This window comes from Paenarthrobacter sp. YAF11_1 (assembly GCF_052113445.1).
Classification (GTDB): Bacteria; Actinomycetota; Actinomycetes; order Actinomycetales; family Micrococcaceae; genus Arthrobacter.
This window is the reverse complement of record NZ_JBFRDF010000005.1, coordinates 35,776-58,975: the sequence shown is the minus strand read 5'-3', so window position 1 is coordinate 58,975 and position 23,200 is coordinate 35,776. Positions and strand designations below refer to the sequence as shown.

General features: G+C 63.6%; 22 protein-coding genes and 1 pseudogene. 7 read left to right on the top strand and 16 right to left on the bottom strand.

Features of this window, described 5'->3' with window-relative positions:
• Positions 1–11: 11 nt before the first annotated feature.
• The 4 genes from AB4Y77_RS10125 to ssd all read right to left on the bottom strand — a co-directional run bounded on the left by AB4Y77_RS10125 (position 12) and on the right by ssd (position 4,007).
• On the bottom strand, positions 12–695 hold the full coding sequence (locus AB4Y77_RS10125; RefSeq protein ID WP_311214060.1) for a type II secretion system F family protein: 684 nt from the start codon (positions 693–695) through the stop codon (positions 12–14).
• Positions 695–1,294, bottom strand: a complete 600-nt coding sequence (locus AB4Y77_RS10120) for a type II secretion system F family protein (RefSeq protein WP_311214061.1) — start codon at positions 1,292–1,294, stop codon at positions 695–697. The genes AB4Y77_RS10125 and AB4Y77_RS10120 overlap by 1 nt, the downstream gene beginning before the upstream one ends.
• Positions 1,295–1,491: 197 nt before the next feature.
• Positions 1,492–2,892, bottom strand: a complete 1,401-nt coding sequence (locus AB4Y77_RS10115; RefSeq protein WP_311214062.1) for a TadA family conjugal transfer-associated ATPase — start codon at positions 2,890–2,892, stop codon at positions 1,492–1,494.
• Complete coding sequence (ssd, locus tag AB4Y77_RS10110; protein WP_442013820.1) at positions 2,889–4,007, bottom strand: septum site-determining protein Ssd; 1,119 nt, start codon at positions 4,005–4,007, stop codon at positions 2,889–2,891. Before ssd ends, AB4Y77_RS10115 begins: the two co-directional genes overlap by 4 nt.
• A gap of 143 nt (positions 4,008–4,150) precedes the next feature.
• On the opposite strand from ssd, the gene AB4Y77_RS10105 reads away from it, so the two are divergent.
• Positions 4,151–5,842 carry a bifunctional 3'-5' exonuclease/DNA polymerase gene (locus AB4Y77_RS10105; RefSeq protein WP_442013819.1) on the top strand — a complete coding sequence of 564 codons (1,692 nt, stop codon included), beginning with the start codon at positions 4,151–4,153 and terminating at the stop codon, positions 5,840–5,842.
• Between the two features lie 171 nt (positions 5,843–6,013).
• Positions 6,014–6,214, top strand: a complete 201-nt coding sequence (locus tag AB4Y77_RS10100; protein ID WP_442013818.1) for a YegP family protein — start codon at positions 6,014–6,016, stop codon at positions 6,212–6,214.
• 117 nt (positions 6,215–6,331) lie between these two features.
• On the opposite strand, the pseudogene AB4Y77_RS10095 reads toward AB4Y77_RS10100, so the two are convergent.
• Positions 6,332–6,578: pseudogene (locus AB4Y77_RS10095) on the bottom strand (recombinase family protein); the annotation flags it as partial.
• Between the two features lie 1,079 nt (positions 6,579–7,657).
• Between AB4Y77_RS10095 and AB4Y77_RS10090 the strand changes: the two are divergent.
• A complete protein-coding gene (locus tag AB4Y77_RS10090; protein WP_442013817.1) occupies positions 7,658–7,984 on the top strand; it encodes a DUF7660 family protein in 327 nt (108 codons plus the stop codon).
• Between the two features lie 87 nt (positions 7,985–8,071).
• Here the strand turns inward: AB4Y77_RS10090 and AB4Y77_RS10085 are convergent, their stop codons facing one another.
• The gene (locus AB4Y77_RS10085) at positions 8,072–8,626 is read right to left on the bottom strand and encodes a suppressor of fused domain protein (protein ID WP_354231644.1); all 555 of its coding nucleotides are present in this window, start codon (positions 8,624–8,626) and stop codon (positions 8,072–8,074) included.
• Between the two features lie 173 nt (positions 8,627–8,799).
• Here AB4Y77_RS10085 and AB4Y77_RS10080 point away from each other — a divergent pair, with 173 nt between their 5' ends.
• Positions 8,800–9,162, top strand: coding sequence for an immunity protein Imm33 domain-containing protein (locus tag AB4Y77_RS10080; protein WP_442013816.1), 363 nt, complete (start codon positions 8,800–8,802; stop codon positions 9,160–9,162).
• Between the two features lie 235 nt (positions 9,163–9,397).
• Here the strand turns inward: AB4Y77_RS10080 and AB4Y77_RS10075 are convergent, their stop codons facing one another.
• Together AB4Y77_RS10075 and AB4Y77_RS10070 are read right to left on the bottom strand one after the other, a co-directional pair.
• Positions 9,398–9,808, bottom strand: coding sequence for a hypothetical protein (locus AB4Y77_RS10075; protein ID WP_442013815.1), 411 nt, complete (start codon positions 9,806–9,808; stop codon positions 9,398–9,400).
• Between the two features lie 376 nt (positions 9,809–10,184).
• Positions 10,185–10,448, bottom strand: a complete 264-nt coding sequence (locus AB4Y77_RS10070; RefSeq protein WP_442013814.1) for a hypothetical protein — start codon at positions 10,446–10,448, stop codon at positions 10,185–10,187.
• A gap of 156 nt (positions 10,449–10,604) precedes the next feature.
• Between AB4Y77_RS10070 and AB4Y77_RS10065 the strand changes: the two genes are divergently transcribed.
• Positions 10,605–11,048: a hypothetical protein gene (locus AB4Y77_RS10065; RefSeq protein WP_442013813.1), complete on the top strand. Its 444-nt coding sequence runs from the start codon at positions 10,605–10,607 to the stop codon at positions 11,046–11,048.
• 174 nt (positions 11,049–11,222) lie between these two features.
• On the opposite strand, the gene AB4Y77_RS10060 is transcribed toward AB4Y77_RS10065, so the two are convergent.
• The 3 genes from AB4Y77_RS10060 to AB4Y77_RS10050 are packed head-to-tail and all read right to left on the bottom strand — an operon-like array spanning position 11,223 to position 14,289.
• Positions 11,223–11,900: an NUDIX hydrolase gene (locus tag AB4Y77_RS10060; protein WP_311214068.1), complete on the bottom strand. Its 678-nt coding sequence runs from the start codon at positions 11,898–11,900 to the stop codon at positions 11,223–11,225.
• A complete protein-coding gene (nth, locus tag AB4Y77_RS10055; RefSeq protein ID WP_442013812.1) occupies positions 11,897–12,691 on the bottom strand; it encodes an endonuclease III in 795 nt (264 codons plus the stop codon). Before nth ends, AB4Y77_RS10060 begins: the two co-directional genes overlap by 4 nt.
• Before the next feature lie 11 nt (positions 12,692–12,702).
• The gene (locus AB4Y77_RS10050) at positions 12,703–14,289 is read right to left on the bottom strand and encodes a hypothetical protein (protein ID WP_442013811.1); all 1,587 of its coding nucleotides are present in this window, start codon (positions 14,287–14,289) and stop codon (positions 12,703–12,705) included.
• Between the two features lie 522 nt (positions 14,290–14,811).
• Between AB4Y77_RS10050 and acs the strand changes: the two genes are divergently transcribed.
• Both acs and AB4Y77_RS10040 read left to right on the top strand, forming a co-directional pair.
• Positions 14,812–16,857: an acetate--CoA ligase gene (acs, locus tag AB4Y77_RS10045; RefSeq protein ID WP_442013966.1), complete on the top strand. Its 2,046-nt coding sequence runs from the start codon at positions 14,812–14,814 to the stop codon at positions 16,855–16,857.
• A gap of 177 nt (positions 16,858–17,034) precedes the next feature.
• Positions 17,035–17,823: a DeoR/GlpR family DNA-binding transcription regulator gene (locus tag AB4Y77_RS10040; protein WP_311214071.1), complete on the top strand. Its 789-nt coding sequence runs from the start codon at positions 17,035–17,037 to the stop codon at positions 17,821–17,823.
• Positions 17,824–17,827: 4 nt separating this feature from the next.
• Here the strand turns inward: AB4Y77_RS10040 and AB4Y77_RS10035 are convergent, their stop codons facing one another.
• Genes AB4Y77_RS10035 through AB4Y77_RS10015 form a run of 5 tightly spaced genes read right to left on the bottom strand, consistent with a single transcriptional unit; the run spans position 17,828 to position 23,168 of the window.
• Positions 17,828–19,033, bottom strand: coding sequence for a glycerate kinase family protein (locus tag AB4Y77_RS10035; protein WP_442013810.1), 1,206 nt, complete (start codon positions 19,031–19,033; stop codon positions 17,828–17,830).
• A 22-nt stretch (positions 19,034–19,055) separates the two neighbouring features.
• Positions 19,056–20,576 (bottom strand): SLC13 family permease, encoded by a 1,521-nt coding sequence (locus AB4Y77_RS10030; protein WP_311214073.1) that lies wholly within the window; start codon positions 20,574–20,576, stop codon positions 19,056–19,058.
• A complete protein-coding gene (locus AB4Y77_RS10025; protein WP_311214074.1) occupies positions 20,573–21,232 on the bottom strand; it encodes a response regulator transcription factor in 660 nt (219 codons plus the stop codon). Before AB4Y77_RS10025 ends, AB4Y77_RS10030 begins: the two co-directional genes overlap by 4 nt.
• Entirely contained in the window at positions 21,229–22,815 is a 1,587-nt protein-coding gene (locus AB4Y77_RS10020) for an ATP-binding protein (RefSeq protein ID WP_442013809.1), read from the bottom strand. Before AB4Y77_RS10020 ends, AB4Y77_RS10025 begins: the two co-directional genes overlap by 4 nt.
• Positions 22,815–23,168: a hypothetical protein gene (locus AB4Y77_RS10015; RefSeq protein WP_442013808.1), complete on the bottom strand. Its 354-nt coding sequence runs from the start codon at positions 23,166–23,168 to the stop codon at positions 22,815–22,817. The genes AB4Y77_RS10020 and AB4Y77_RS10015 overlap by 1 nt, the downstream gene beginning before the upstream one ends.
• Positions 23,169–23,200 lie beyond the last annotated feature (32 nt).

Sequence of the window (23,200 nt, the reverse complement as noted above, 5' to 3'; positions counted from 1 at the left end):
CCTTGGACAGTTCATCCGGCAGGAAGCATGGCGATCAGGACAGGTACGATCCCCAAGCAGATGAATGCCGGCAGCGAGCAAAGGCCCAAGGGCACTACCAGTTTCACGCCCAAGGCAGCGGCTCGCTTCTCGGCAGACCGGAACTGTTCACGCCGTTCCCTGGCGGCTTGCGCGTAGAGGATCGATGCCGAGGGGGCGCCGGTTAAAGCTGCGAAAGCCAGTGCCTCCTTAAGGCGGACCACCTCAGGCACGTGCTGGGTGGGGGTCCGCCACGCCGTCTCCCAGTCCGCGCCGATGGCCAGCGCGGCTACCACTGGCCTGAGCGATCGCCTGATGGGTGGCGATGCGCACGCGGAGATGAGTTCGAGTGCCCGCCCGATTCCAGCACCGGCGTCGAGCATTGACGCCACCAGTTCCAGCATCATCGCGGTATCTCGGAGACCGTCGGACGGACCTTTTGGATCAGGCGGATCCTTGAGGGCCAGCCCTTCCCCGGAATCTGGCTGCCTTCGGAGGTCCGACCCCTGAAAGATGTCCGCGGCGCCGGCTGGACCACGGCGGGAAGAACGCCTCAGCGAGGCGGCGTCGGCATTCCGGATCAGCACGCGCGCCCTGGCACGAGTCGGCCCCGTGAACCACACGAAAGCCGCCAATCCCAGGACGACGATCATCACCAGCGCCGGCGCCCCGGGCATCAAGCACTCCCGGCTGCAGAGGCCACCAGCCGTGAGGACCAAACGCGGCCTGCCACCGTCAGGAGGAGTCCGGCCGCGAAGGTGGCAACTCCCAGAACGTTGTCCAGCAGGATTCCCAGCGGGTCCACGCCCAACGCCATCCCCAGCACCAGCCCAAATACGGGAAGCCACGACAACAGCTTGACTGTGGCTTTTGGTCCGGCGAGCGCGGTTTGCCGTGCGGCCTCTGCGTCTTCTTCGGCTTCCAACTGGGCGGCAAAACGGGTGAGGAGGTCAGCCAGCGGACAACCGCTGGTTTCTGCAACCTCCAAGCATGCCGCCAGTTCCATCCACACCCGTCGCTCAGAGCTTCCGCGCCGGGGATACGCCCGTGCGGCAGCATTCCGAATTGCTTCAGCCGAAGAATTTCCCAGGCTGGATGCCGACCTGGCTGCGGCCACAACCAGCAGCGACTCCCGGCTGAGTGCTGCAGTCACCGGTTCTGCCACCGTGTCCGGGCCGCCATCTTTGATCAACCGCGAGCCATGGACCATCCAAAGCTCGTCCCACAACCGCGACGTTCCACGCCCACCACGCAGCAAGGCCGCGAGCTGTTGCACCAGCACCACTAGCGGTAAGGGCTCAGTTCGCTTTCGCCGCCATGGGTGACGGAACCTCGAACCAGAACGGACGCGGAAGGCAGCACCACTCCCTCCTCCCGGCTCCCCCAAGCTTTTCCGCACACGTCGGCCATCAACACGACGTCCACGGAAGTGCTGCCAGGCCGCGAGTGCTGCAACGAGGACGAATGCGCCGATCACGACGTGGGCCAGTGGCTCGGCGAACCAGTCAGGGGCGCCCAGCCCCCGCCCGGCGCCGCGTCCGGCTGCGCGTCCTGCTGTGGGTCCGGCACCGCGTCCGGCACAGCGTCCGGCACGGCGTCCGGCACAGTGGATCCTGATACCCCGTCCACTGACCACGTCTCAGCTGACGTACCCGGTGCCCCGCCGAAGACTGACCAGTCGAACCCGGCAGACAACGCCGGAGCAAGCCGGCGAACGAGGGCAGGCCAAGCGGGCCCACAGGTCATTCCTGTCGGATGCCAGTGAAGGGCGGAAACCACCCTCTGTCCCTCGGAAGTATCAGTCAGTACCCCTATCGAAGCCACTTTCCGCCCCTTGGGGGTCCGATCCACGTGGATGACGACGTCCAGGGCACTGGACACCTGCAGCCGCACGGCCTCAGCGTTCAACCCCGCCAACGCTCCGAGGGCCACCAGCCGCGCGGGCACGGCCTCTGCCGCATTGGCGTGGATGGTCCCTCCGCCGCCTGTATGCCCGGTGTTGAGGGCCGTCAACAGTTCACGGACCTCAGCACCACGGCATTCTCCGACGATCAGCCGGTCCGGCCGCATGCGCAGCGCCTGGCGGACCAGTTCGCCGAGATCCAGCGCACCCCCGCCCTCAAGGTTTCCGTGCCGGGATTCAAGCGTCACTACGTGGGGGTGGACAGGGTTGAGTTCGGCGGCGTCCTCGATCAGGACCAAGCGCTCCGTCGGGTGGCTCAAGCCGAGCAGGGTGGAGAGCAGAGTGGTCTTTCCCGAGCCGGTAGCGCCGCTGATCAGAAAACTCAGTCTTTGGCTCATGATGGCCCTGAGAACCCACTCGCCTTGCTCGGAAAACATGCCGCTTTGCCGCAACTCCTGCAAGGTGAACACGTTCTCGCGGCGGATACGGATGGAAAGAAGGGTTCCGGTAGTGGATATCGGCGAGAGGACCGCATGCACCCGGTAGCCGCCGTTGAGGCGCACGTCTACACAGGGCGACCCATCATCCAACCGACGGCCACCAGCGGAAACCAGTCGGGAGGCCAGGGACCTGATCTGTTGCTCAGTGTCGAAGTGCACCGATGACCTTTCCAGCCCCTGTCCACGGTCCAGCCAGACGGAGTCGGGGCCGTTGACGAAGATGTCCGTGACAGCCGGATCCTGGGCCAACTGTTGCAAGGGGCCCAACCCGTTCAGCTCGGCGTTGATGGACTCAGCGGCTTCCAAGGCGCCAGCGGTTCCCAGCAGCCTGCCGCTTGCCTGAACCGCCGCTGCGATGGTGGACGGCGTGACTGGCCCGTTGCCCGCGAGCACGGACTCCCGCACGGTTTCAAGGAGCAGGGAATCAAGTTTCCGGCCCTGTCTGCGTCGCGTTCCCTCGAACGGGTTCACTGGGTACCACCGTCGAATCCCAGGACTGACGTGGCAAAACGGCTGACCGGCCTGCGTCGGCCGAATTCAAGGATGCGTCCCATTTCGGTGCCGGCTGCCACGCCCCTCACCTCGGGAAGGATGCCCAACAACGGCAGTCCCAGTGACTCGGCAATGAGGCCGGCATCCACGGAGGAGGCACTGCTGCCACGGACCACCAACCCTGCTTCGATGGGCGGGAGTTCGCTCAGGATGCGCCCTGCCGCTACTGCGGATTTAAGGTGCGCCTTGGCGAGCAGGACAATCCTGTCGCAATCCCACGCAAGGTTCCGCACTCCTTCTCCGCTCCGCCCGATGTCCACCAGGATGAGCTCAAAGCTGCGGCGTGCGGCGTCCAGGACCGCGGCTACTGCACGCGTGTCCGGGCTGTGGATCGCGTCCCGCGTTCCGGGCCAGGACAAGTAAGCGAACCCGCCTGCGAACGGCAAGGAATCCCGAAACTGCGCGGGATCTATGCTTCCGCGGGTTTCGGAGAAGTCGGGCCACCTGAGTCCGGGGATGTCCTCGGCCGTTACGGCCAGTTCAAGGCCGCCACCCCAAGGATCGCCGTCGATGAGCATGGTGCTGACTCCGTGATCGGCGGCCGCCTGGGCCAGCCAGATGGCTGTAGTGGTGGCCCCCGCTCCGCCGCTGCCACCGATGATGCCCATGACCGTCCCCCCGGGATCGGGAGACCCGGACATGCTGAGGTGTTCGGCCAGCCAGGCCGCAGCTTCGGGGAGAACGGCCACCCGTTCAGCCCCCAGGGAAGCAGCCAACTCCCAGAGTCCGTCCCCGTCGGAGGCCCTGCCGAGCAGTACTGTGGGCGAGCGACGCCGAGGGGGTAACTCCCGGACATCGCTGCCCACCAAAACAACGTCGGCGCTGTCCCATCCGTGCACAGCTTCGGTCACGTCGGTGGCTGTCGTGAGGCTTCCACCAGCGGCAGCAACAATCCGTTTGGCCTCTTCCTGCAGGTAGGTGTCGGCGGAAACGAGCAAAATACCGGCAGTATCGTGGGGAACCCAGGTTCCGTCCATGTCCGGTTCAGGTGGCTGGTTGATGGGTTGCCTGTGCGGGCGATCTCGCTTGCTCATTGATCCACCATCGTGGACCGGGCGGAACACCATAAGGGGCTGAAGCTCCTATGTGCACAACGTGGACTGAAACCACCTGGCCCGGCACCGCTTGTGGAGGAAGAGTGCCACGGCATCACCGCACACAAGGCAGAATGGAGACCATGTATTTGCTGCTTGCCGCCCACCCGGAAGGCGCAGCCATACAAAGGATCTCTCCCACCGGAAAAGCCACGGCTGACGCACGCGTCGTCACCCGCGGTGAGCTGCCCGGCGTCGTGCGTGAATTCGAAGCCCAGCGGCCGCGCTGGGTGTGGCATCGCGCCATGGACTGGTATCCGGAACTGCTGACCCAGGGCATTGAGCTGGAGCGGTGCCACGATCTGGCCCTGTGCGGGGCCATTCTGGCGCACTCGGAATTCACGGCGGACACCGACTACGCCCGGCATGCGGTCAAGCTCACGCAGGACGACGACTCGGCGCCGCCACGCGTCCTCCAACCCCCGGCGCCGCCGGCAGACCAAGGCGCACTCTTCGACGACCTTGCGCCGTCGACTACCAAAGCGGGGCTGGCCGAACTCAAAGCCGAATTCGCAGCCCAACAGCAAGCAGTCGCCCACGTCACCACCGACGAACAGCGAAAGCAGCGCCTCCAGCTGCTGCTCGCCGCCGAATCAGCCTGCGCCATCATCGCCGTCGAAATGCAACACGCCGGCGTCCCGTGGCGCGAAGAGTTGCATCAACAGATCCTCGCCGACGTCTTAGGCACCCGTCCGCCCATGGGACACCGGCCTCCGGCCCTTGAAGCGCTTTGCACCGAGCTCCGGGCCATCCTCAATTCCCCCGGCTTGAACCCGGACTCCCCTCAGGACCTCATGCGGGCGCTGCACCGGAACGGGATTGAGGTGAAGAGCACGCGCCAATGGGAGCTGCAGGAATCCAAGCACCCTGCCATCCAGCCCCTGCTCGCCTACAAAAAGCTCTCCCGGCTCCACACTGCCAACGGCTGGGCATGGCTGGACGCATGGGTGCGGGACGGCCGGTTCCACCCGGAATACGTGGTGGGCGGCGTTGTCTCCGGTCGCTGGGCGTCCCGGGGCGGCGGTGCACTGCAGATCCCCCGGAACATCCGGGGCGCGGTGCATGCCAATCCCGGCCACAAACTCATCGTCGCCGATGCCTCGCAACTGGAACCCCGAGTGCTGGTTGCACTGGCCCAGGACACGAAAATGGCCGAAGCAGCACGCGACAAAGATCTCTACGCGGGCATCGCCGCGCAGGGCTTCGGCGGCGACCGGGCCAAAGCGAAGATCGCACTTTTGGGTGCCATCTACGGCGCCACTACTGGCGAATCGGGCCGGCTCATGCCGCAGCTCACGCGCACCTATCCACGCGCCGTCGGCTTCGTGGAGCAAGCAGCCCGACAAGGCGAGGCCGGCAGGACGGTCACTACGCGGCTTGGCCGAAGCAGCCCACCGCCATCTACCGGCTGGTTGCGCAGCCAGCAATCCACCACTGCGGAAGAACAGCGCCGCGCGGATAACCTGGCCCGGTCCCGTGGCCGGTTCACCCGCAACTTCGTGGTCCAGGGCTCGGCTGCTGAGTGGGCGGCGTGCTGGCTCGCTGAATTACGACGGCGGTTGCGGGCCATGCGCGCCGAAGGCTCACCTTCCGGGGAGCTGGTCTTCTTCCTGCACGACGAAGTGATGGTTCACGCCCCGGACGACGCGGTGGAAGCCTGTATCCAAGCCATCGAAGAGGCAGCCGCCGCGGCCAAGGAGCTCATGTTCGGACGTATCCCGGTCGAATTCCCGGTGAGTGTCGCCGTCGTCGATTCCTACGACAAGGCGAAGTAGCCGCACAGTACCCACAACCTCGTGGACTATCCAGTCATATCTCGCCATATGAGGCGGAATGACCGGTACCGCCAAGTAACTTTCGTTCTCCCCTGGTTCTGGCTACTTTCACTATGTGGGTACTTCGCTGGTCCACATATGTGTGCAAGGAAGCATCAAGGGGGAGCATCAATGGCTGGCAGGTTTGAAATTCTCAAAGACAACGACGAAACATACCGGTTCCGCCTGACCGCGGCCGACGGAACCGTTGTGGCCGAGTCACCGACGTTCAGGCACCTCGAGGGTGTGATTGCAGGCATCAAAGCCGTCCGCGAAAACGCTGCGACCGGACTGGTAGTGGATCGTTCGGCGGCGGCACGCAGGGCCGCCTGACAGCGAACCAGCGCTGTCATATTCAAAAGTCGTCCGCACTCGATCCCGCGGATTTCCGGCGGCAGTGCAAATGAGTGTGACCTGAGAATGTCAGGAGTCCCCTGGCCGTCAGGCACCGGCAATGTCCCTGGCATCAGATAGAGAGCGCGCCATCCGGTCGAGCTTGGTCACCACCAGCGTATCGCCGGTCGGCAGGCTGCCATCGCTTCGCTGAGGCCCGGGCGCACCCTGTTCGTGCCCGTCAGTCCGTGATCGACGAAGATCTGCTTTTCTCACCGCCCAGGGTAAGGAGGGCGTTTCGTTGGGCGGTCAGGTCCTGCTCGTTCGTCGAGACCCGGGCATAGCCGATCTTCATTCGGGTCATAAAGACATGGTTGCAGTAATCCCCCCGTCACCGTGCATTTCATCGTGCGGGTCTTACGTACATGGCCTTGGCCAGCAGCGCGCGGAGCGTGGCAACAGGCTTTGGCAGCACGGTGATCGACCGGCTTACGGGCCCCCTAGCTGGCACCACCAAGTCGTCCAAAGGAACCACTACTACTCCGAGAGGTCCTCTCCTTCGGCTTCATATTGGTGCGCGAGGGTCTCTCCTCGCGGCGTTAGCCTCAACCAAAAGCCTTCACCCATCGGTCGCCACTCTAGAGCGTCGAGTGCCATCTCTGACCGAATAGCCCATGTTTCTGACGGGGGTGCCCAATCCTCAAGGCCCGTCTCCCCGAGCTCTCCGGGCACCAGGAGCCCCTCCGAATAAACGGAATGGAGGACGTCCAGGACTACCTGCTTCGTATCTGGGGTAATTGTGCCTCTAGTGCCCCACCACACGACGTTATGCAAGGAAACCCAATCGGCTAGGCCCGATACGAGTAACTCACGGATGACTTCGTCTTTGCTTACCACGGCACGCCTTCCGCCAGACGAACGTACGTCCGGCCTGATTCTGTCGCAGGGAAGATATCGGTCGATAGTCCGCTGGTCCTGGAACTAAGACTTTGGAGAGCGCATTGATGGCCCTCGTCCGTTTTAGCACGAAGTACCCCGTGCTTGGACCATGCTTGAGCGGGCTCGTTTGGTGTCCGGTGAAGGATCGGCTACCGTGCGGACGAAAGTGCAGTTTTCGGCATGGTCATCCTGCCGGCCGACACCCAAGAGCCAGTATTCTCAAGTCGTGGACGAAGATTGGCGTTTGATGGGGCAGGAGCGTTACCTCGCTGGGGGCAGAATGCACTTCACTGCATGGACTCCATACCGGGAGGGCTGGGACCACGATCACTGCGATTTCTGCTCGACGGAGATATCAGATGACCGGACTGGGCACGCCGAGTACAACGAGGCTTGGGTAACTAGCGATGATTCGTATACGTGGGTCTGCCCGAAGTGCTTTGATGACTTCCGAGAGATTCGCTTGGATGGTGGTCGAGCCTTGATTGTTCGGCCACCCCGGCGATGGAGGCAGTATGTTTGACCATCCCCACCGACGGATCATCGAACGCGGACACAGTATGTTTGCATTTAGGCATGACGTTTTCGGCATACCCTGACCCCGACTTGAGTCGTCAAGACTTGGCTGACTTTATTGATCAATTCAGGGATTCACTGAGACAAGATCCTGAGAGCTGGGAGAATAACGACCTCGAAAGCTTCCTGGAGGCGTTGTCCGCATGGACGCGCGAAATGGATGGTTACTTCACAAACCGCGGCGAGCCAGTCCCCGACGTACCTTCCTGGCGGCTTATCGCCCAGATGCTACTCGCTGCCAGAGTGTATGAATAAGTAACTGCAATTTCGGCACCGCCCATCTCACCTTCCTATACCCCCATGTCAGCGCCCGGTAAAGGATCCTTACCGGACGAGGCCCGCTCAGACGACGGAGGGCCGACTGACGTCGTAGGGGTCCCAGTCGAGATCCCAGAAGGCCCCGATGCCGTGATCCTGGATGTAGCGGCGCTCGGCCTCATGAATCGGGTAGAGACCACAGAGGTTTATTGGCAGAGTCTCGCCGATGTTGATGCCGGTGTAGTCCTCACGGTCAAGGACGGCGGGGGCGAAGATGACGAATGCGGTCATGTGGGAGTCAGGAGCGATCCTCTCGCCAAAGTTGATCGTGTCGCCGATTTGGAACGGGTTTCCCCGTTGGCCCTCTCCGATGTGCGCGAGGGCCAACGGCCAACGGACGTCGTTTGACTTCACGCTGATACAGAGCTCGGGTCTGCCGAAGCGCCAAAGAGGGTGGTTGGCTAGGCTGATGCCGTAGGTGAAGCCGGTGATCATCCCGCACTCGGGAAGGTTGTCGTAGACGATCGCAGTCACACCGGGCAGCCCAGGATGGCTCTTTTCGATCGGAAAGAACCGTGGTTCGATCCCGCCGCTGAGGTCGTCGAGATGGGAGAGGAACTGCTCAAGGCGGGTGGGCATCCCGCTACTCTAGCAACGCTTCGGCTGATGGGACACGGGAGACAGACAGGAATCCCCGTCGGTCAATCGGACCTACTCGCCGCCAGAATCACCCCTTGCGCTACCAGCGCATGCACGGTTGGGGGATCGTCTAAGGAGCAGATGGTGTGCGTTCATAGGCGAAGATTCTTTATATGCACGATTCGATCCTCTCCGCCCAGATCCAGCTGACCACCAGGCTCGGGGCTGTTCCGGCACCGCCCTCGCAAGGAGTCAAGGCAGGCGTTTCCGAAAACGTGCGGTGGCCGCATCTCCTTCCCCTCAATGGTCTAAGGCATCCCGCCGCAATTGGTACCAGTGGCTGGTTCATCTGGCGCGGAGAAGAGCTAGGAACCGCCCACGACTTCTTCGTTCCCTTGCACGTCGAACATCTGACGACCTGGTGTCCGGAAGTCCTTCCCTATCTCGCGCTGCCTCCGGGATGGCGGTTCCTCTTAGCACCTGGCTACGAAGACGTCTGGTTCGACGAGTCATTGTTAAACGCTGAGGGAAGTTGAGGAGCAGCAGCCCTCTAGGACAACGCCCGTAAGGCGATCCCCGTGCGGGCGCTTGGACACCCTGTGGACCACCGGCTTACGGAAGCACCGCCACTTATCGCCGAAAGTCACAGCCCTAGACGCTACACGGATACGTGTTCCAACTTCCTTGGAAGTGGAAAAACCAAGAGTGGAAAGCTGCCCAGCAGGGCTTCCTCATTCTGGGGTGCGTTCGCAAGGTCGGGAGACTTGTGCTTTATTTTCCGTACAGGCTCCAGATGTCGACAATCATGATGACCTGCCACTTGGTGACTGTAAGGATCGCCATGGTGACAGGGATTGAGATGAGGGCAAGGAGCACCCAGATGATACTTGCTCCTACGTGTGCCGAGGTGCTTTTGTGAGCTTGGTGGACCTTGATCCGATTGCTTAGTCCAATAGCTGCGATGCTGAGTGGTGCGATGATCAGCGTCAACGCAAACGCCGCATCAGAGTAGGGATCGTTCATTTGATGCCATGATCCGGTGACAATTTTCGGTGATATGGCGTTTACAAGTCCGACTGACGCCACATACAAGAGGAAGCTGGCGAGCAGTGTCATGACTGCCGAGTGTCTAAGCACCCTGGCAATCCGTGGTGCCTGCTGTGAAGCCGTCATCGCTGTCATGGTTTCAGTATTCCTTACCCCACGCAGAGATATATCCCTCCCACGAACGCCCGCAGATGCGGCGTCCGCGAACTCCTCCGGGTCACGGGGCAGGGAGTCGATTGCTGTGATTCCTAGCCAAGTCCTTTTCCGCTCCCGATCCCGTATCAGCCTCAAGCCAGCGCTGTGTCTCTGCGAAGACTAATGCTGGCCGTATTGTTCGCCATCATCGCCGCGGACCCCGGCTGTTCGGAAGTGGGTCTACAGTGCACGCTAAAGGATCGCTCATAGAATCTCATGCGGACACCCTCGTCTAAGCTCGGGGGCCTGCAGAAGAGTGCCTCACTTACTCGTTGTGTCGGCACCATTATCACGTCGCAGAGTTGGAGCCATTCTTCTACGTTTGCGGGACCTTCCTACGCTGCGCATTGCGACGGATGAGGTAGACAGTGAAGAGCACGATGGACAACACGGCAAGCGCGACTGCGCGCCACCCGAAATCATGCGCGTTGGTAACGTCACCCTTGCTCTCAATTTCCTGGAACAGAATTAAAGCCAATCCTGCCGTTAGCAGCGCCAACACTCCGCTGGCGATCGAGCCGTAAAGAACTATCTTCAGCCAGTTGCGCTGTTGGCTCATACTGCGATGAATCGTATTCATTTCGAATCAAACTCCTCTCGACATCATGCAGATGACCCTACCTCTGCTGCTAGTCAGACGATCCTGCCCGCTGAGGGATCGCTTACGGGCGTCGCTTCGAGCCTCCCAACAGAGCAATCCCACGACCACTACACGATCTGAGCGATGATTGTGCCCATGACATCGGATCTTGACTGGACGCGCTTCCATAGGGCCTTCGGGGACGACCCCGGAGTGCTCCCTGATGGCGAGGTACTCGGGAGTGCAGAACACGACTGGGATGCAGTGTTTGCGATGCTGCACCGCAGCTGCTGGCGAGTGACAACCAGTGATGGCCATTCACCTCTGCCGTTCAACAGACACGGTCTTGCCGAATTTGAGAGCTTTGCTGTCTGGCCCGTCGATGGAGTACGCGTCAACTTCTTCCCCGGTCCGGACGCGGTGACTTTCGACGTCGACCTCCGGGAACTCGTCAACCAGGCAACGGTGGACGGCATAGCCCACGTGATGAGGAAGCTCGGAACCACGCTTCGTCGAGATGTTGTGATTAGAGACGAAGGGTCCAGCGGCGCGCCAGTCATTCGCTACACCACTGCAACGGACCAGTTTTCACTGAGTTAACTGCGGGGCCACTCTCTTGTGAAGCCGGGGCCAGAGCAGACCTCGGGCCCGCCCGGTGAAGGATCCCCTATCGTGCACAAATTCGCAGTGCCGACCACTTCTGACGTTCAGTGCAGTCAGCTTCTGAAAATGACAGCTGCTCAGACCCGTGGCGCTGCGGGGAGGCCCCTGTTGCTAGAGATCGACGTCGTGGAGTTTTTCCGCGTCCCAGGGGACGGTCCAGCCGAGTTCGTCGAAGAGCCCGCTCAGGACCATCCCTGTGAAGCCCCAAACCAGCACGCCGTTCACGGTGAAGCCCGGGCTGGTGTACGTGCGTCCGAAGCGGGAAATGGTGGCCGTGACCCGGTTGACGGGATCCAGGAGGTCGCGCACCGGAACCCTGAACACCTGTGCGGATTCGGCGTAATCCACTACGCGGACAGGCGAGGGCGCATCCCACCAGCCCAGCACGGGTGTCACTCGGAAATTGCTGCGGATCAGACCAAGCTCGGGGATGACGCCGAGAACGCGGACTCCGCCGGCGTCCAGCCCGGTTTCTTCCACTGCTTCCCGCAATGCCGCAGCCACCACCGACTCGTCCTCCGGGTCCACCATGCCGCCGGGGAAGGCTACCTGGCCAGGATGGTCGTCAAGGGTGTGTGCCCGCTCCAGCAACAGGACGTCAAGGTCGGCCGGTGCTATGGGGCGCCCGGACTCAGCCGGCACGTCATCCAACACGCCAAAAAGCATGAGTACGGCTGCGGGCCGGTTGGTTTCCGGGAGGACGGGAAGCCTCTCCCACAGGGCAGAGTGCTGCTGTTCGCCAGCCTCGAAGCGGGTCACCAGCGCCGACAATTCCTCAAGCGCGGTCACCCGGGCCTCCTTTGCGATTCCATGCGGATTTCCGCGGCGCGGTGGGTTTCCGCCAAAAGCTGCTCCAGCAGTGCCTCATTGCCCGGGGCGAGCTCGTACTTCAGAAGCTTGGCTGCCTTGACCGGATCCGTCTCGCCGTCGCCGTAACTGGGACAGAGACTGGCCACCGGACAGGCACCGCACGCAGGCTTCCTGGCATGGCACACCCTGCGGCCGTGGAAGACCACCCGATGCGACAACATGGTCCAATCCTTGGGTTCGAACAGTTCGGCGACGTCGAATTCGATCTTCACCGGATCATCGGAAGCCGTCCACCCGAAGCGCCGGGCCAGCCGTCCGAAGTGCGTGTCCACCGTGATCCCGGGGACGCCGAAGGCATTACCAAGAACCACGTTGGCCGTTTTCCGTCCGACGCCAGGCAACGTCACCAGGTCCTCCAGCTTGCCCGGGACCTCGCCGTCGTACTCATCCACCAGCCGGTTGCTCAGAGCCAGGACGTTCCGCGCTTTGGCCCGGAAGAAGCCGGTGGGCTGAAGGATGGTCTCCAACTCCACGGGATCAGCCTCTGACATGGCCCGCGCATCCGGGTACCGGGCAAACAGGATCTTAGTGACCTGGTTGACCAGCACATCGGTGGTCTGGGCGGACAGAAGCGTGGCCACCACCAGCTCAAACGGGTTGCGGAAATCCAGCTCCGCATGCGCGTACGGATACTTTTCCGCCAGGACCCGGTTGATCTTACGGGCCCGGCGTTTGAGTGCGAGCAGCGAACCAGCTTCAGCGATGGCCACGGGATCCCTGCTTAGCCGCGTTCGATGTTGCTGAGCTCCCGAAGAACCCCAACCTTGCCGTCGGTGTCCTGCACCAGGAATTCATGCCCCCGGTCCTCCAGCGCGAGCACCCAGCCACCGGGTTCGATGCTGAAGGCAGGAGCTCCCGAGTGTTCGTCGTACGCAGTCCTCGGCTGGGCCACGGCAAACCAGAACGCCTCATAGTGCGGGGAATCGGATTCTTCCGGACGGCTGGCCGGGTCCACGGTGGCACCGATCGAGTCGCTGACTCTCCGGGTGTCGCCGGAAACGATGGGAGTGGCCATGGTGGCAGCCCACGGCTGTTGCGCGGCGGGTTGCTGGGCAGCAGGCTGCTGCGCTGCTGGCTGCGTCACGTGCTGGGTAGTGGCAGGCTCAGCGGCCGCCGGAGTCTCACCGGCTTCCGTCGCTGCCTCAGCACCCTTCTCTGGCTCCTGCGCCGGAGTGGGCGCGGAAGAAGGAGCGCTGGGCCCGGCCGGTGCTTGGCTCGTCGCGGAACCAGCCGGTGAGGGGCTGCCCATTTCTGCTGGCTTACTTTCAGATGAGGGACTGCCGTCGGAAGACTGGTCCGAGGGAATGCTGCCTGTTGAGGTGCCGTCCGCTGAATGCACGACGGCGGGAGCCTCCGTTGCGGCCGACTGTGCAGCTCCGTAGCTGGCTGGCGGAGCGAACGGGCTGGAACCGGTAGCACCAGCGCCTCCGGCACCCGCAGCACCAGCGCTGGAAGCACCAGCCCCGGAAGCACCGGTGCCTTGCGCTCCCGTAGGGGCTGCTCCAGTGGACGCCGCAGCCGCCGCCGCGGCAGGGACCTGGAATCCGGATGCCTGCGAGCCAGATGCCTGCGACCCGTGAACGGACGCGCCCGGAGCCTGGTGTCCGGGCGTCGATCCTTGGAACCCGGGCGCCGGAGCAGCCGCGGACGTTCCTGCGGCGGTCTTGGGAGCTGTGGGTTCCTTGGGCGCTTTGGGGGCCGCGGGCTTGCGGCTGGGCACAGCGGCTTCGCGGGCAACAACGTGGGCCGGCGTTTCGGTGCGGCCCTTGAAATCGGCCGACAGCCACGGAAGGTGCGGAGCAAGGACGGTTGCGGCCAGGAGGCCCACGGAGCCGATCAGGCCCAGCAGCACGCCGCCGTTGAAGGAGTTGGCGATGGTCAGGAAGAAGAGCGGGAATGCGAATGACGCCGTGACGGACGCGAACTGGTCAACAGACAGCGAACCTACGCGGACGATGGTTCCCGGCTGCAATCTGCGGGCAACAAAGAGTGCCACCACAACCAGCGGCAGAATGATACCCAGCAGCAGGAAAAACAGGTTTCCAAGGTTCCAGAGGTTGTAACGCTCTCCGAACATGGGCAGCAGGGAAGCGACGAACATCAGCAGCGTGGAGCCGAAGACTGTCAGGTCACGGATGGTGAACGGCCCTGCGACGGCGTCGTACTTGGTGGCGTCGTACTTGGTGGCGTCGTTCTTGGCAGCGTCAGGATTCCCAGCAGCGTTGCCACCCGGTGCGGTGGCCGTTCCAGCCGTGGTGTCCGGTCCCGTCCGGGGTGAGTCGTGCGGGCCTGGGCTCAGCTGGTTCATCTATTTCTCCTTCGTACGGCGGCGTCTTGGGCAGTCCGGACAGGTGACCCCCGCAGGATTCCGCGGAAAACCGGTCACGCTCGAGGTGCGTCCCAAGACTTCTTCAGCCTATGCCACCCCACTGACAGGGTTCTAGCTGAAAACGGCCATCCGGCTTCGCCCACAGCAAACTCCAAGGTCCCTTACAGAAAGTGACTGGTCGCGGCAGCGCATGCTGCCGCGGCCATGCGCCGCCGTCGCGCAGGTAAGTCGCGCGGGTAACTCGCGCAGGTAAGTCGCGCAGGTAAGTCGTGCGTCATGTAAACGGTTCCCCACCCCTGACGGTGCCATTCGTCGCTAAATCCGCGCCGCTCGCTGGCACGTTTGTGACGACGCACACGTAGGACCTTCCAAAGCGATAGTGTTGATGGCGGACAGCACTCTGCGGACCTTTCGGGGAGACGTTCGACGCCGACGACGGCCCGGGCGGGAACCTCGCGGCAGGTTCCGCGCAGCAAAGATCGATGAATGATGAGGTTCACCATGTCCCAGGACACCACCGGATCCACGGCCACTGCTGCAGCTTCAACTGCTCAGAATGGTCAGGCCCCCCACGTGGAGGCACTTGAAAACCTCCTCCATGAGAACCGCAAGTTCGCGCCGTCGGCCGAATTCGCCGCGAACGCCGTCACAAGCGCTGATGCCTACAAAGAGGCCGAAGCGGACCGTCCCGCGTTCTGGGCCAAGCAGGCCCGCGAGCTGTTGACCTGGGACAAGGACTTCACCGAGGCCTTGGATTGGTCCAACCCGCCGTTCGCCAAGTGGTTCGTCGGTGGCGAGGTCAACGCTGCGTACAACGCGCTGGACCGCCATGTAGAGAATGGCTTGGGCGACCGCGTCGCTATCTACTTTGAAGGCGAGCCCGGGGACACCCGCACCTACACGTACGCGCAGCTGACCGAAGAGGTGAAGAAGGCCGCCAACGCTTTCGAGTCCCTCGGCGTGGCCAAGGGCGACCGCGTGGCCGTCTACCTGCCCATGATCCCCGAGGCCGTCATCACGCTCCTTGCCTGCGCCAGGATCGGTGCCGTGCACTCCGTGGTCTTCGGTGGCTTCTCCGCCGATGCCCTGCGTTCCCGGATCGAGGACGCCGAAGCCAAGCTGGTGGTCACAGCCGATGGCACCTACCGCCGAGGCAAGCCCAGTGCCCTGAAGCCCGCAGTGGATGAAGCCCTGTCCAAAGAAGGTCATACCGTCCAGAACGTTGTGGTGGTCAAGCGCAACGGCGAAGACGTCAACTGGGTGGAAGGCCGCGACCTCTGGTGGAGCGACACTGTAGACGCCGCAGAGAAGGAACACACCGCCGTCGGGCATGACTCCGAACACCCGCTGTTCATCCTCTACACCTCCGGCACCACCGGCAAGCCCAAGGGCATCCTGCACACCACCGGCGGCTACCTCACCCAGGGCGCGTACACGCACAAGGCGGTGTTCGACCTCCACCCGGAAACGGATGTGTACTGGTGCACCGCCGACGTCGGATGGGTCACCGGCCACTCGTACGTCACCTACGCGCCGCTCATCAACGGCGCCACCCAGGTCATGTACGAAGGCACCCCGGACTCCCCGCACCAGGGCCGCTGGTGGGAAATCGTGGAGAAGTACAAGGTCTCCATCCTGTACACCGCACCCACTGCCATCCGGACGTTCATGAAGTGGGGCCGGGACATCCCGGACAAGTACGATCTTTCCTCCATCCGCGTCCTGGGCTCCGTGGGCGAATCCATCAACCCCGAAGCGTGGATGTGGTACCGGGACGTTATCGGCGCCAACGCCGGGAAGAACGGCGAAAAGAAGGAACACCCCGCCCCGATCGTGGACACCTGGTGGCAGACCGAAACCGGCGCGCAAATGATCGCCCCGCTGCCCGGCGTCACAGCCACCAAGCCCGGTTCCGCGCAGGTTCCGCTGCCCGGCATCGCCGTGGACGTGGTGGACGAAGCCGGCCAGCCAGTGGCCAACGGTGAAGGCGGCTACTTGGTGGTCCGCGAACCGTGGCCGTCCATGCTGCGCGGCATTTGGGGCGACCCCGAGCGGTTCAAGGACACCTATTGGTCCCGCTTCGAGGCCATGTACTTCGCCGGTGACGGCGCCAAGAAGGACGAGGACGGCGACGTCTGGCTCCTGGGCCGCGTGGACGATGTCATGAACGTCTCCGGCCACCGCCTCTCCACCACGGAAATCGAGTCCGCGCTGGTCAGCCACCCGTCCGTGGCCGAAGCAGCCGTCGTTGGCGCCGCGGACGAGACCACCGGCCAGTCCGTCGTCGCGTTCGTCATCCTTCGCGGCGATGCCGTGAACAACGGAGACGAAACCGTCCTGGAACTGCGGAACCACGTGGGCAAGGAAATCGGCCCGATCGCCAAGCCCAAGCAGTTGCTGATCGTTCCGGAACTACCCAAGACGCGCTCCGGCAAGATCGTCCGCCGCCTCCTCAAAGACATCGCAGAAGGCCGCGACACCGGCGACGCCACCACACTGGCAGACCCCGGCATCATGCAGCAGATCGCGGATTCGCTCCGCAAGTAAGTAATGCACGACGGCGCCGCTCACCTTACGGGGTGAGCGGCGTCGTCGTGCTTTAGGGCAGGTCCGTGACGCGTGCGTGACGACGCCGCGACCCGATGAGCCGCCGGGCGGAGGGGCCGCGTCCTAGACTGGAGCCAGACTCAGCCCCCTGTTTGACGAAGTTCCAGAAAGGCCCTGATGCTTCAGGCAGCACGCCACTCCGCCATCATCGACGCCGTCCAGCGTGAGCGCGTGGTCCGGGTCTCTGACCTCGCGCAATTGCTGGGGGTCTCCCCCATGACCGTCCGGCGGGACATCGAAGCACTCGAGGAAACCGGCCGCGTGGAACGTATCCACGGCGGTGCCAAGCTGCCCGGTGATGCTAGCACCCATGAACCGGGCTTTGAGCTGAAATCCACGCAGCTTACCGCGGAGAAGCACGCCATTGCCGTCGAGGCTGCCTCGATGGTTCAGGAAGGCATGGCGATCGGCCTCAGCGCCGGAACAACCACGTGGGCCCTTGCCCAGGAACTGGTCCACGGCCCCCGCATTACTGTGGTCACCAACTCCGTACGCATCGCCGACCTCTTTCATCACGGGTCCTCATCAGGGCCCGCCCGGTTCGGTTCCACGGTGATCCTGATCGGCGGCGAGCGCACGCCGTCCGATGCTTTGGTGGGACCGATTGCTACGGCCTCCCTGAAGCAGCTCCACCTCGATGTCCTGTTCCTGGGAGTCCACGGCATGGATGCCCAGGCCGGTTTCACTACGCCGAACCTGCTGGAGGCAGAAACTGACCGGGCCTTCATGACATCCGCACGGAGCACCGTTGTGTTGGCTGATCACAGCAAGTGGGGCGTGGTGGGCATCGCCTCGATCGCGCAGTTGGAGGAGGCCGACGAGTTGATCACGGATTCACTGCTGGGCGAGGACGCCCGACGCGTGCTGGCCGAGAATGTGGCCAGGGTGAGGATCGCCGGCGCGTAAGAGCTTAGGCTGCAGCCCCCACCCGGGACGAGATGGCCGAGCCCAACAGCAGGACCCGGAAGGTGCGCTCAGTAGCTTCCTGCAACAGCGTGGCTCCTTCGGCAACGGCCCGGTCCAGGTCCATGGGAATCGGGATGATCCCGGCGATCGCGTCAATGCCGGCGGCGTGGACATCGGCTGCGTCCTTGCCAATGGAACCTGCGAACGCCAGCACGGGGACTCCTGCCCGCTGGGCGCGGCGTGCAACTTCTGCCGGGACTTTTCCCCGGGGTGTCTGGAAATCGATGGCGCCTTCCGCCGTGACCACCAGGTCAGCGTTGGCGATGTGAGCGTCGAGGTCGATCCCGGCCAGTCCTGAATCCAGCAAGAGTTCGAATCGCGGCACCAGTCGGCCGCCCACCGCAGCGAGACCGGCCCCGAGTCCACCGGAGGCTCCTGTTCCCGCACCGCTCCTGAGGAATTCCTCCGGCGTCCCGGTGGCTTCGGCCAGCAGGGCGGCCCAGTGGTCCAGGCCTTGGGACAGTTGTTCCACCTGCTCCGGCGTGGCACCCTTCTGCGGCCCGAAAACCCGGGCCACGCCCTGCGGACCGCAGAGGACATTGAACGGATTCAGTGCCAGCTCCAACCGGCATCCGGCCAGGCGCGGATCAAGGCCGGAGAAGTCCACGCTCCCGGCATCTGCCAGCGCAGCGCCGCCCTCCGGGAGGTCGTTGCCGTGGACGTCCAGGATTCTTACGCCCATGGCGCGCAAGGCGCCGGCCCCGCCGTCGGACGTTCCTGAATCCCCGCAGCCCACCACGATGCGTTCGGCACCCTGGTCCAGGGCCGCCAGGATCAACTCCCCCACACCTCGGGTGGTGGTCAGGCCGGGGTTTCGCATGGTTCCGGGGACCAGGCGCAGGCCCGCGGCAGCAGCCATCTCCACCACGGCTGTGGGCCGGTCCACTGTGCCGAGGACAGCAAAGTGGGAATCCACAGGCAGGCCTACCGGACCGGTGACCCGCGTACGGATGATCTTGCCCCCGGTCGCGCTGGCGAGCGCTGCGGCGGTGCCCTCGCCACCGTCTGCCATGGGGACTGAGTTGATGCTGACGCCCGGGATAACCCGGCGGATCCCGGCCGAAATCGCGGCGGCGACTTCCACGGCGTCGAGACTTTCCTTGAAACCGGACGGTGCAACCAGAATGCGTTGCGGAATGGACATGACCATGAGGGCACCTTTTTCTTGTGGGTTATGGCGAAGTGATGAGCGGCAGGCCCAGCAGGGGCCAGACCAGGAAGGAAAAGAGCAGGACGACGACGGCGCTCAGGGGTGCCAGCCAGGCTGAGAGCCGGAGGAGATCCGCCGGCTGGTAGTTGGGCTGACCGTCCGTCTCGGCAAAGATGGCCACCGGTTTGGCGGAACTGGTGAGCGTGTGGCAGAAACCTGCTGCGGCGGTGGAAGCAAACGCAGCTGCCATCGGTTCCACGCCCATGGGCGCCGCCGAAGCCACCACGATGGGGATGAGGACAGCGGAACGGGCTGATCGGGATTGGATCACCAAGTGCGCTGCAGTGGATACCACCACCACAACCACCACGAAAAGGTAGGGTTTCGCCGCGCCGAACACGGCGACAGGTCCCATCAGGGAATTCGCAAGCCAGGCAGCCGCGCCTGTGGTCACCAGGCTTGATCCCAGGGCCAGGGTGGCGGCCATGAAGATCAACATGGACCAGGGCACCTTCTTCAGCGCGGAACCCAAGGTGACGGATCCGTAGCATGGCAGGGAAACCACCAGCGCTCCCATCAGGGCCACCAAGGCGGGGTCGAGTCCGTGGATCGGTTCGGTACACCACAGGGTCACTACGGCGGCGAGCAACAGAAGGGACCGTTGCTCGTCCAGGTCCAGTGGTCCGCTGATGCGTTGGGTGCTGTCCCTCTGCAGCTCGGCCAGGTCGATTGCCAGGGGTTTGGTCCTGTCACCGGCCGCCGTAAACAGCCTGACTACCAGTTCAGCCGCCATGAAGGACGAGACCAAAGCCAACGGCAGGCCCAGCAACAGCCACGAAGCAAAGTCAAAGCCGGGAAACCCAGCGGACTGAAGGATCTGGCTGGTGATCAAATGAGCTCCGGCGCCCAGGAACGAGCTCACCGCGGACAGGAGGATCACCGTGGGAAACAGCACTGCGAGCATCTTCACCACGGCAGGCCGGTCCTGGAGCACTTTGCGCAACGTGAGGAAGATGGGCAGGACCAGCGCTGCCCTGCCGGAGGTCGCCGGAATCGCGAAGGCGGTTACTACCAGGCCCAGGCAGGACAGATACGCCAACTGACGGACCGATCGTGCACCGGAAATGATGAAGGCAGCGCCCCTCGCCGCCAGACCGGTGGACGCGACGGCGCTGGCAATGACGAACGCGGCCATCAACAACCAGATGGTGTCCTCGCCCAGTGCAGCAAAGAGGCTCTGCGTGGGAAGAGTCCCGCTGATGACCAGCGCGACGGCGGCCCCCAAGGCTACGTAGGTGTCCTCAACGGGGGAGAAAATCCAGAACCACATGGCAGCCACAAAGATGCAGAGGGTCACCGCTGCATGGCCGTCCAGACCCCATCCGTTGACCGAGTTCACGGCGAACGCCACCATGATGGCCAGCGCCGCGACCAGTGCGATGGCTGCTGCCGGGCGGAGGACGCCAAAGATCTTCCTGCCCGTATCAACCTCCGCCGGATCCGCCGGTGTGGAGGGGGCTGAGCTGTAATAGACCTGCCTCATGTCAGCCGATACCCCGCGCCGCGGACGGTCTCCAGCCGTTCCGCTCCAATTTTGGCCCGGAGCGCGCGGACGTACACGTCCACCACGTTCGACGCTGGATCGAAGTCCATGTTCCAGGCGTGCGAAATCAACTGCTCCCTGGTGAGCACCTGGCCGGGATGGCGCAGGAAGACCTCCAGGAGCGAGAACTCGCGGGCTGTCAGGTCGGCGCCGGCATCACCAACACGGACCCTACGGCTTCGAAGGTCCAGGACCATGTCACCATGTGTGAGGTTCAGGACCGGCGAACTGTCAGCGTCATCGTTCAACCGCAACCGGATCCGGGCCAGCAACTCCGCGAACTGGAACGGCTTTGTCATGTAATCGTTGGCGCCGCTTTCCAGCCCGTACACGGTGTCAGCCACGGAGTCGCTGGCCGTCAACACGATCACCGGCGTCTTGGAACCTTCACTCCGCAGCCGTTCAAGGACTTCGAAGCCGCTCAGCATGGGAAGGCCTATGTCCAGGATGATCATGCCGAACTCGCCGGAACGTGCCAGCAGCAAGGCGCTGGCGCCATCGTCCACCACCAGGCACGTGTAGCCGGCGGCCCTCAATCCCTTTTCGATGAAGTCGGCAATCCGACGATCATCCTCTGCGATCAGGATCCTGCTCACTGTTGGTGCTCCTTCACTTCATCCAGGCGTTCGGTGACGTTCCCGCCCGAGCCGGCATCGCCGTCGTCGTCGTATATCGGTGACGGCACCGTGATGCCGAACGTTGCTCCGCTTCCCCGGGTGCTGCGAACCCAGGCAGAACCATGGTGGGCTTCGGCGATGCTGCGGACTATGGCCAGTCCCAAGCCGGCACCCGGCCGGGCACGCTCGGTATCCTGCGCCGCCTGGCCCCGGTGGAAACGGCCGAAGATACGGGCCGCTTCTTCCTCCTCCACGCCTCGTCCTTGATCCGAAACCCAGATGGTGAACTGACGGGCGCCACCTTCGCCTTCAAAGCGCGACCCAAGGCTGACGGTGCTCTCCTCCGGGGAGTACTGGCACGCATTGGTGGCCAACTGCAGGACCGCCTGGGTCATCCGCTGCGTATCAACGCTGATGCTGCCCTCGGCAATCTCCAGGATGGGCCATCCCCTGGGCCCCAAAACCTGTGCTTTCGCCTCAATATCAAGCAGGAGTGTTGCAGCGTCGGTGCGCCGGGGCTGCGCGAAGCCCGGACGGTCCACCTTGGCCAGAAGCAGCAAGTCCGACACAATCCGTCCCATCCTGGCCAGCTCATCGTCCACCAGCGCCAGGGTGCGGGCCCTGTCTGCCTCGTTGTCTTCCATGAGTTCAAGATGTCCCCGGATCACTGTGATGGGCGTGCGCAGTTCATGCGACGCGTCATCGACAAACGCCCGCTGGGTCCGGTACGCCGATTCAATGCGATCCAGCATGGTGTTGAACGTGACGGCGAGCGCCGAAATGTCATCACTGCCCCTGACCGGAACACGCGCGGTCAGGTCGCTTTCGGAAATGTCCTCCGCCACGCGGCGGACTTCACGGACCGGCGACAGGATCTGGCCTGCCACCAGCCACGCAATGCCAGCCGTCACAGCCAACCCACCCAGCGACACGAAGAAGATGGTGAGGACTGTTCCCGCCACCTGTGCCTCACGCGGGGCCATATAAATTCCCACAATCAGGTGACCCGTCTCGTTACCGGAAACCACGGGCAGGCGAACCCAGTGCATCTCTCCCTCACTGGTATGCGCGATCCCCGATGAAGCATCGCCGGTGCGGATCGAGTCCATCAACGCTTGATCCCGCGGGAGGTCGTGGCCGTTTGCCTGCGAGCTGAGCGCACCCGTGGGCGTGTAGAGGATGCGTTGGCCCACCGTTCCCACAATCACCTCGCCTTGCGCCGCCGACTGCCGGCTGAGGAAGATCTCCAGCATCTTCTCAATCGAGGTAAAAGGCTTGGCCGTGGTGGGGTCCACACCCTCCGCGGCGAAAGCACGGAATTCCTGGAGCTCCTGGGTGATGTCCTGATGTGCCTGGGTTTGCGCGCCGTTCAACAGCAGGGAACGCATGGTCAGCATCACGGCGAGCAACGTCAGGGCCGTGGTCAGCAGGATCCACCCCGCGATCCGCCAACGGGCCGGAACTTTCGAGCCGGACCGGGCGCCGGGGTTGCCAGTGCGGGGATGCCTTTCCGGGACGGCGGGCAGTGGTGCAGTGTTTGCGGTGGTGTCCGTCATCGTCATCAGTCGTCCACCTCTCCAGCATCGTCATCGTCATCAATCACCACGGGCGGCACCACCGGAACAGGAACCACCGGCTGTGGCACGACAGGCGGGGCGGGAGCCGGGGCCACCGGCGGAGGCGTCGTGGTGGGTGCAGGGGCGGGCGTCGTGGGCGCAGGGGCGGGCGTCGTCGGTGAGGGCGTGGGCTCAAGGCCCGGCGCCGGCCTGCCGTCAGGCCCAGGCCCCAACTCAATCGGATTCGCATCCACGGCCGGCGGTCCTGAAGGAGCCGCAAGCAGGGTTCCGGCCACCGCAAGAAGCACCGGAACCACCAGCAGCGCCCCCAGCAGGAGAACTCGTCGCATTGTTTGCATGCGTTCATCGTTGCAGGCCACTATGAGGGGTT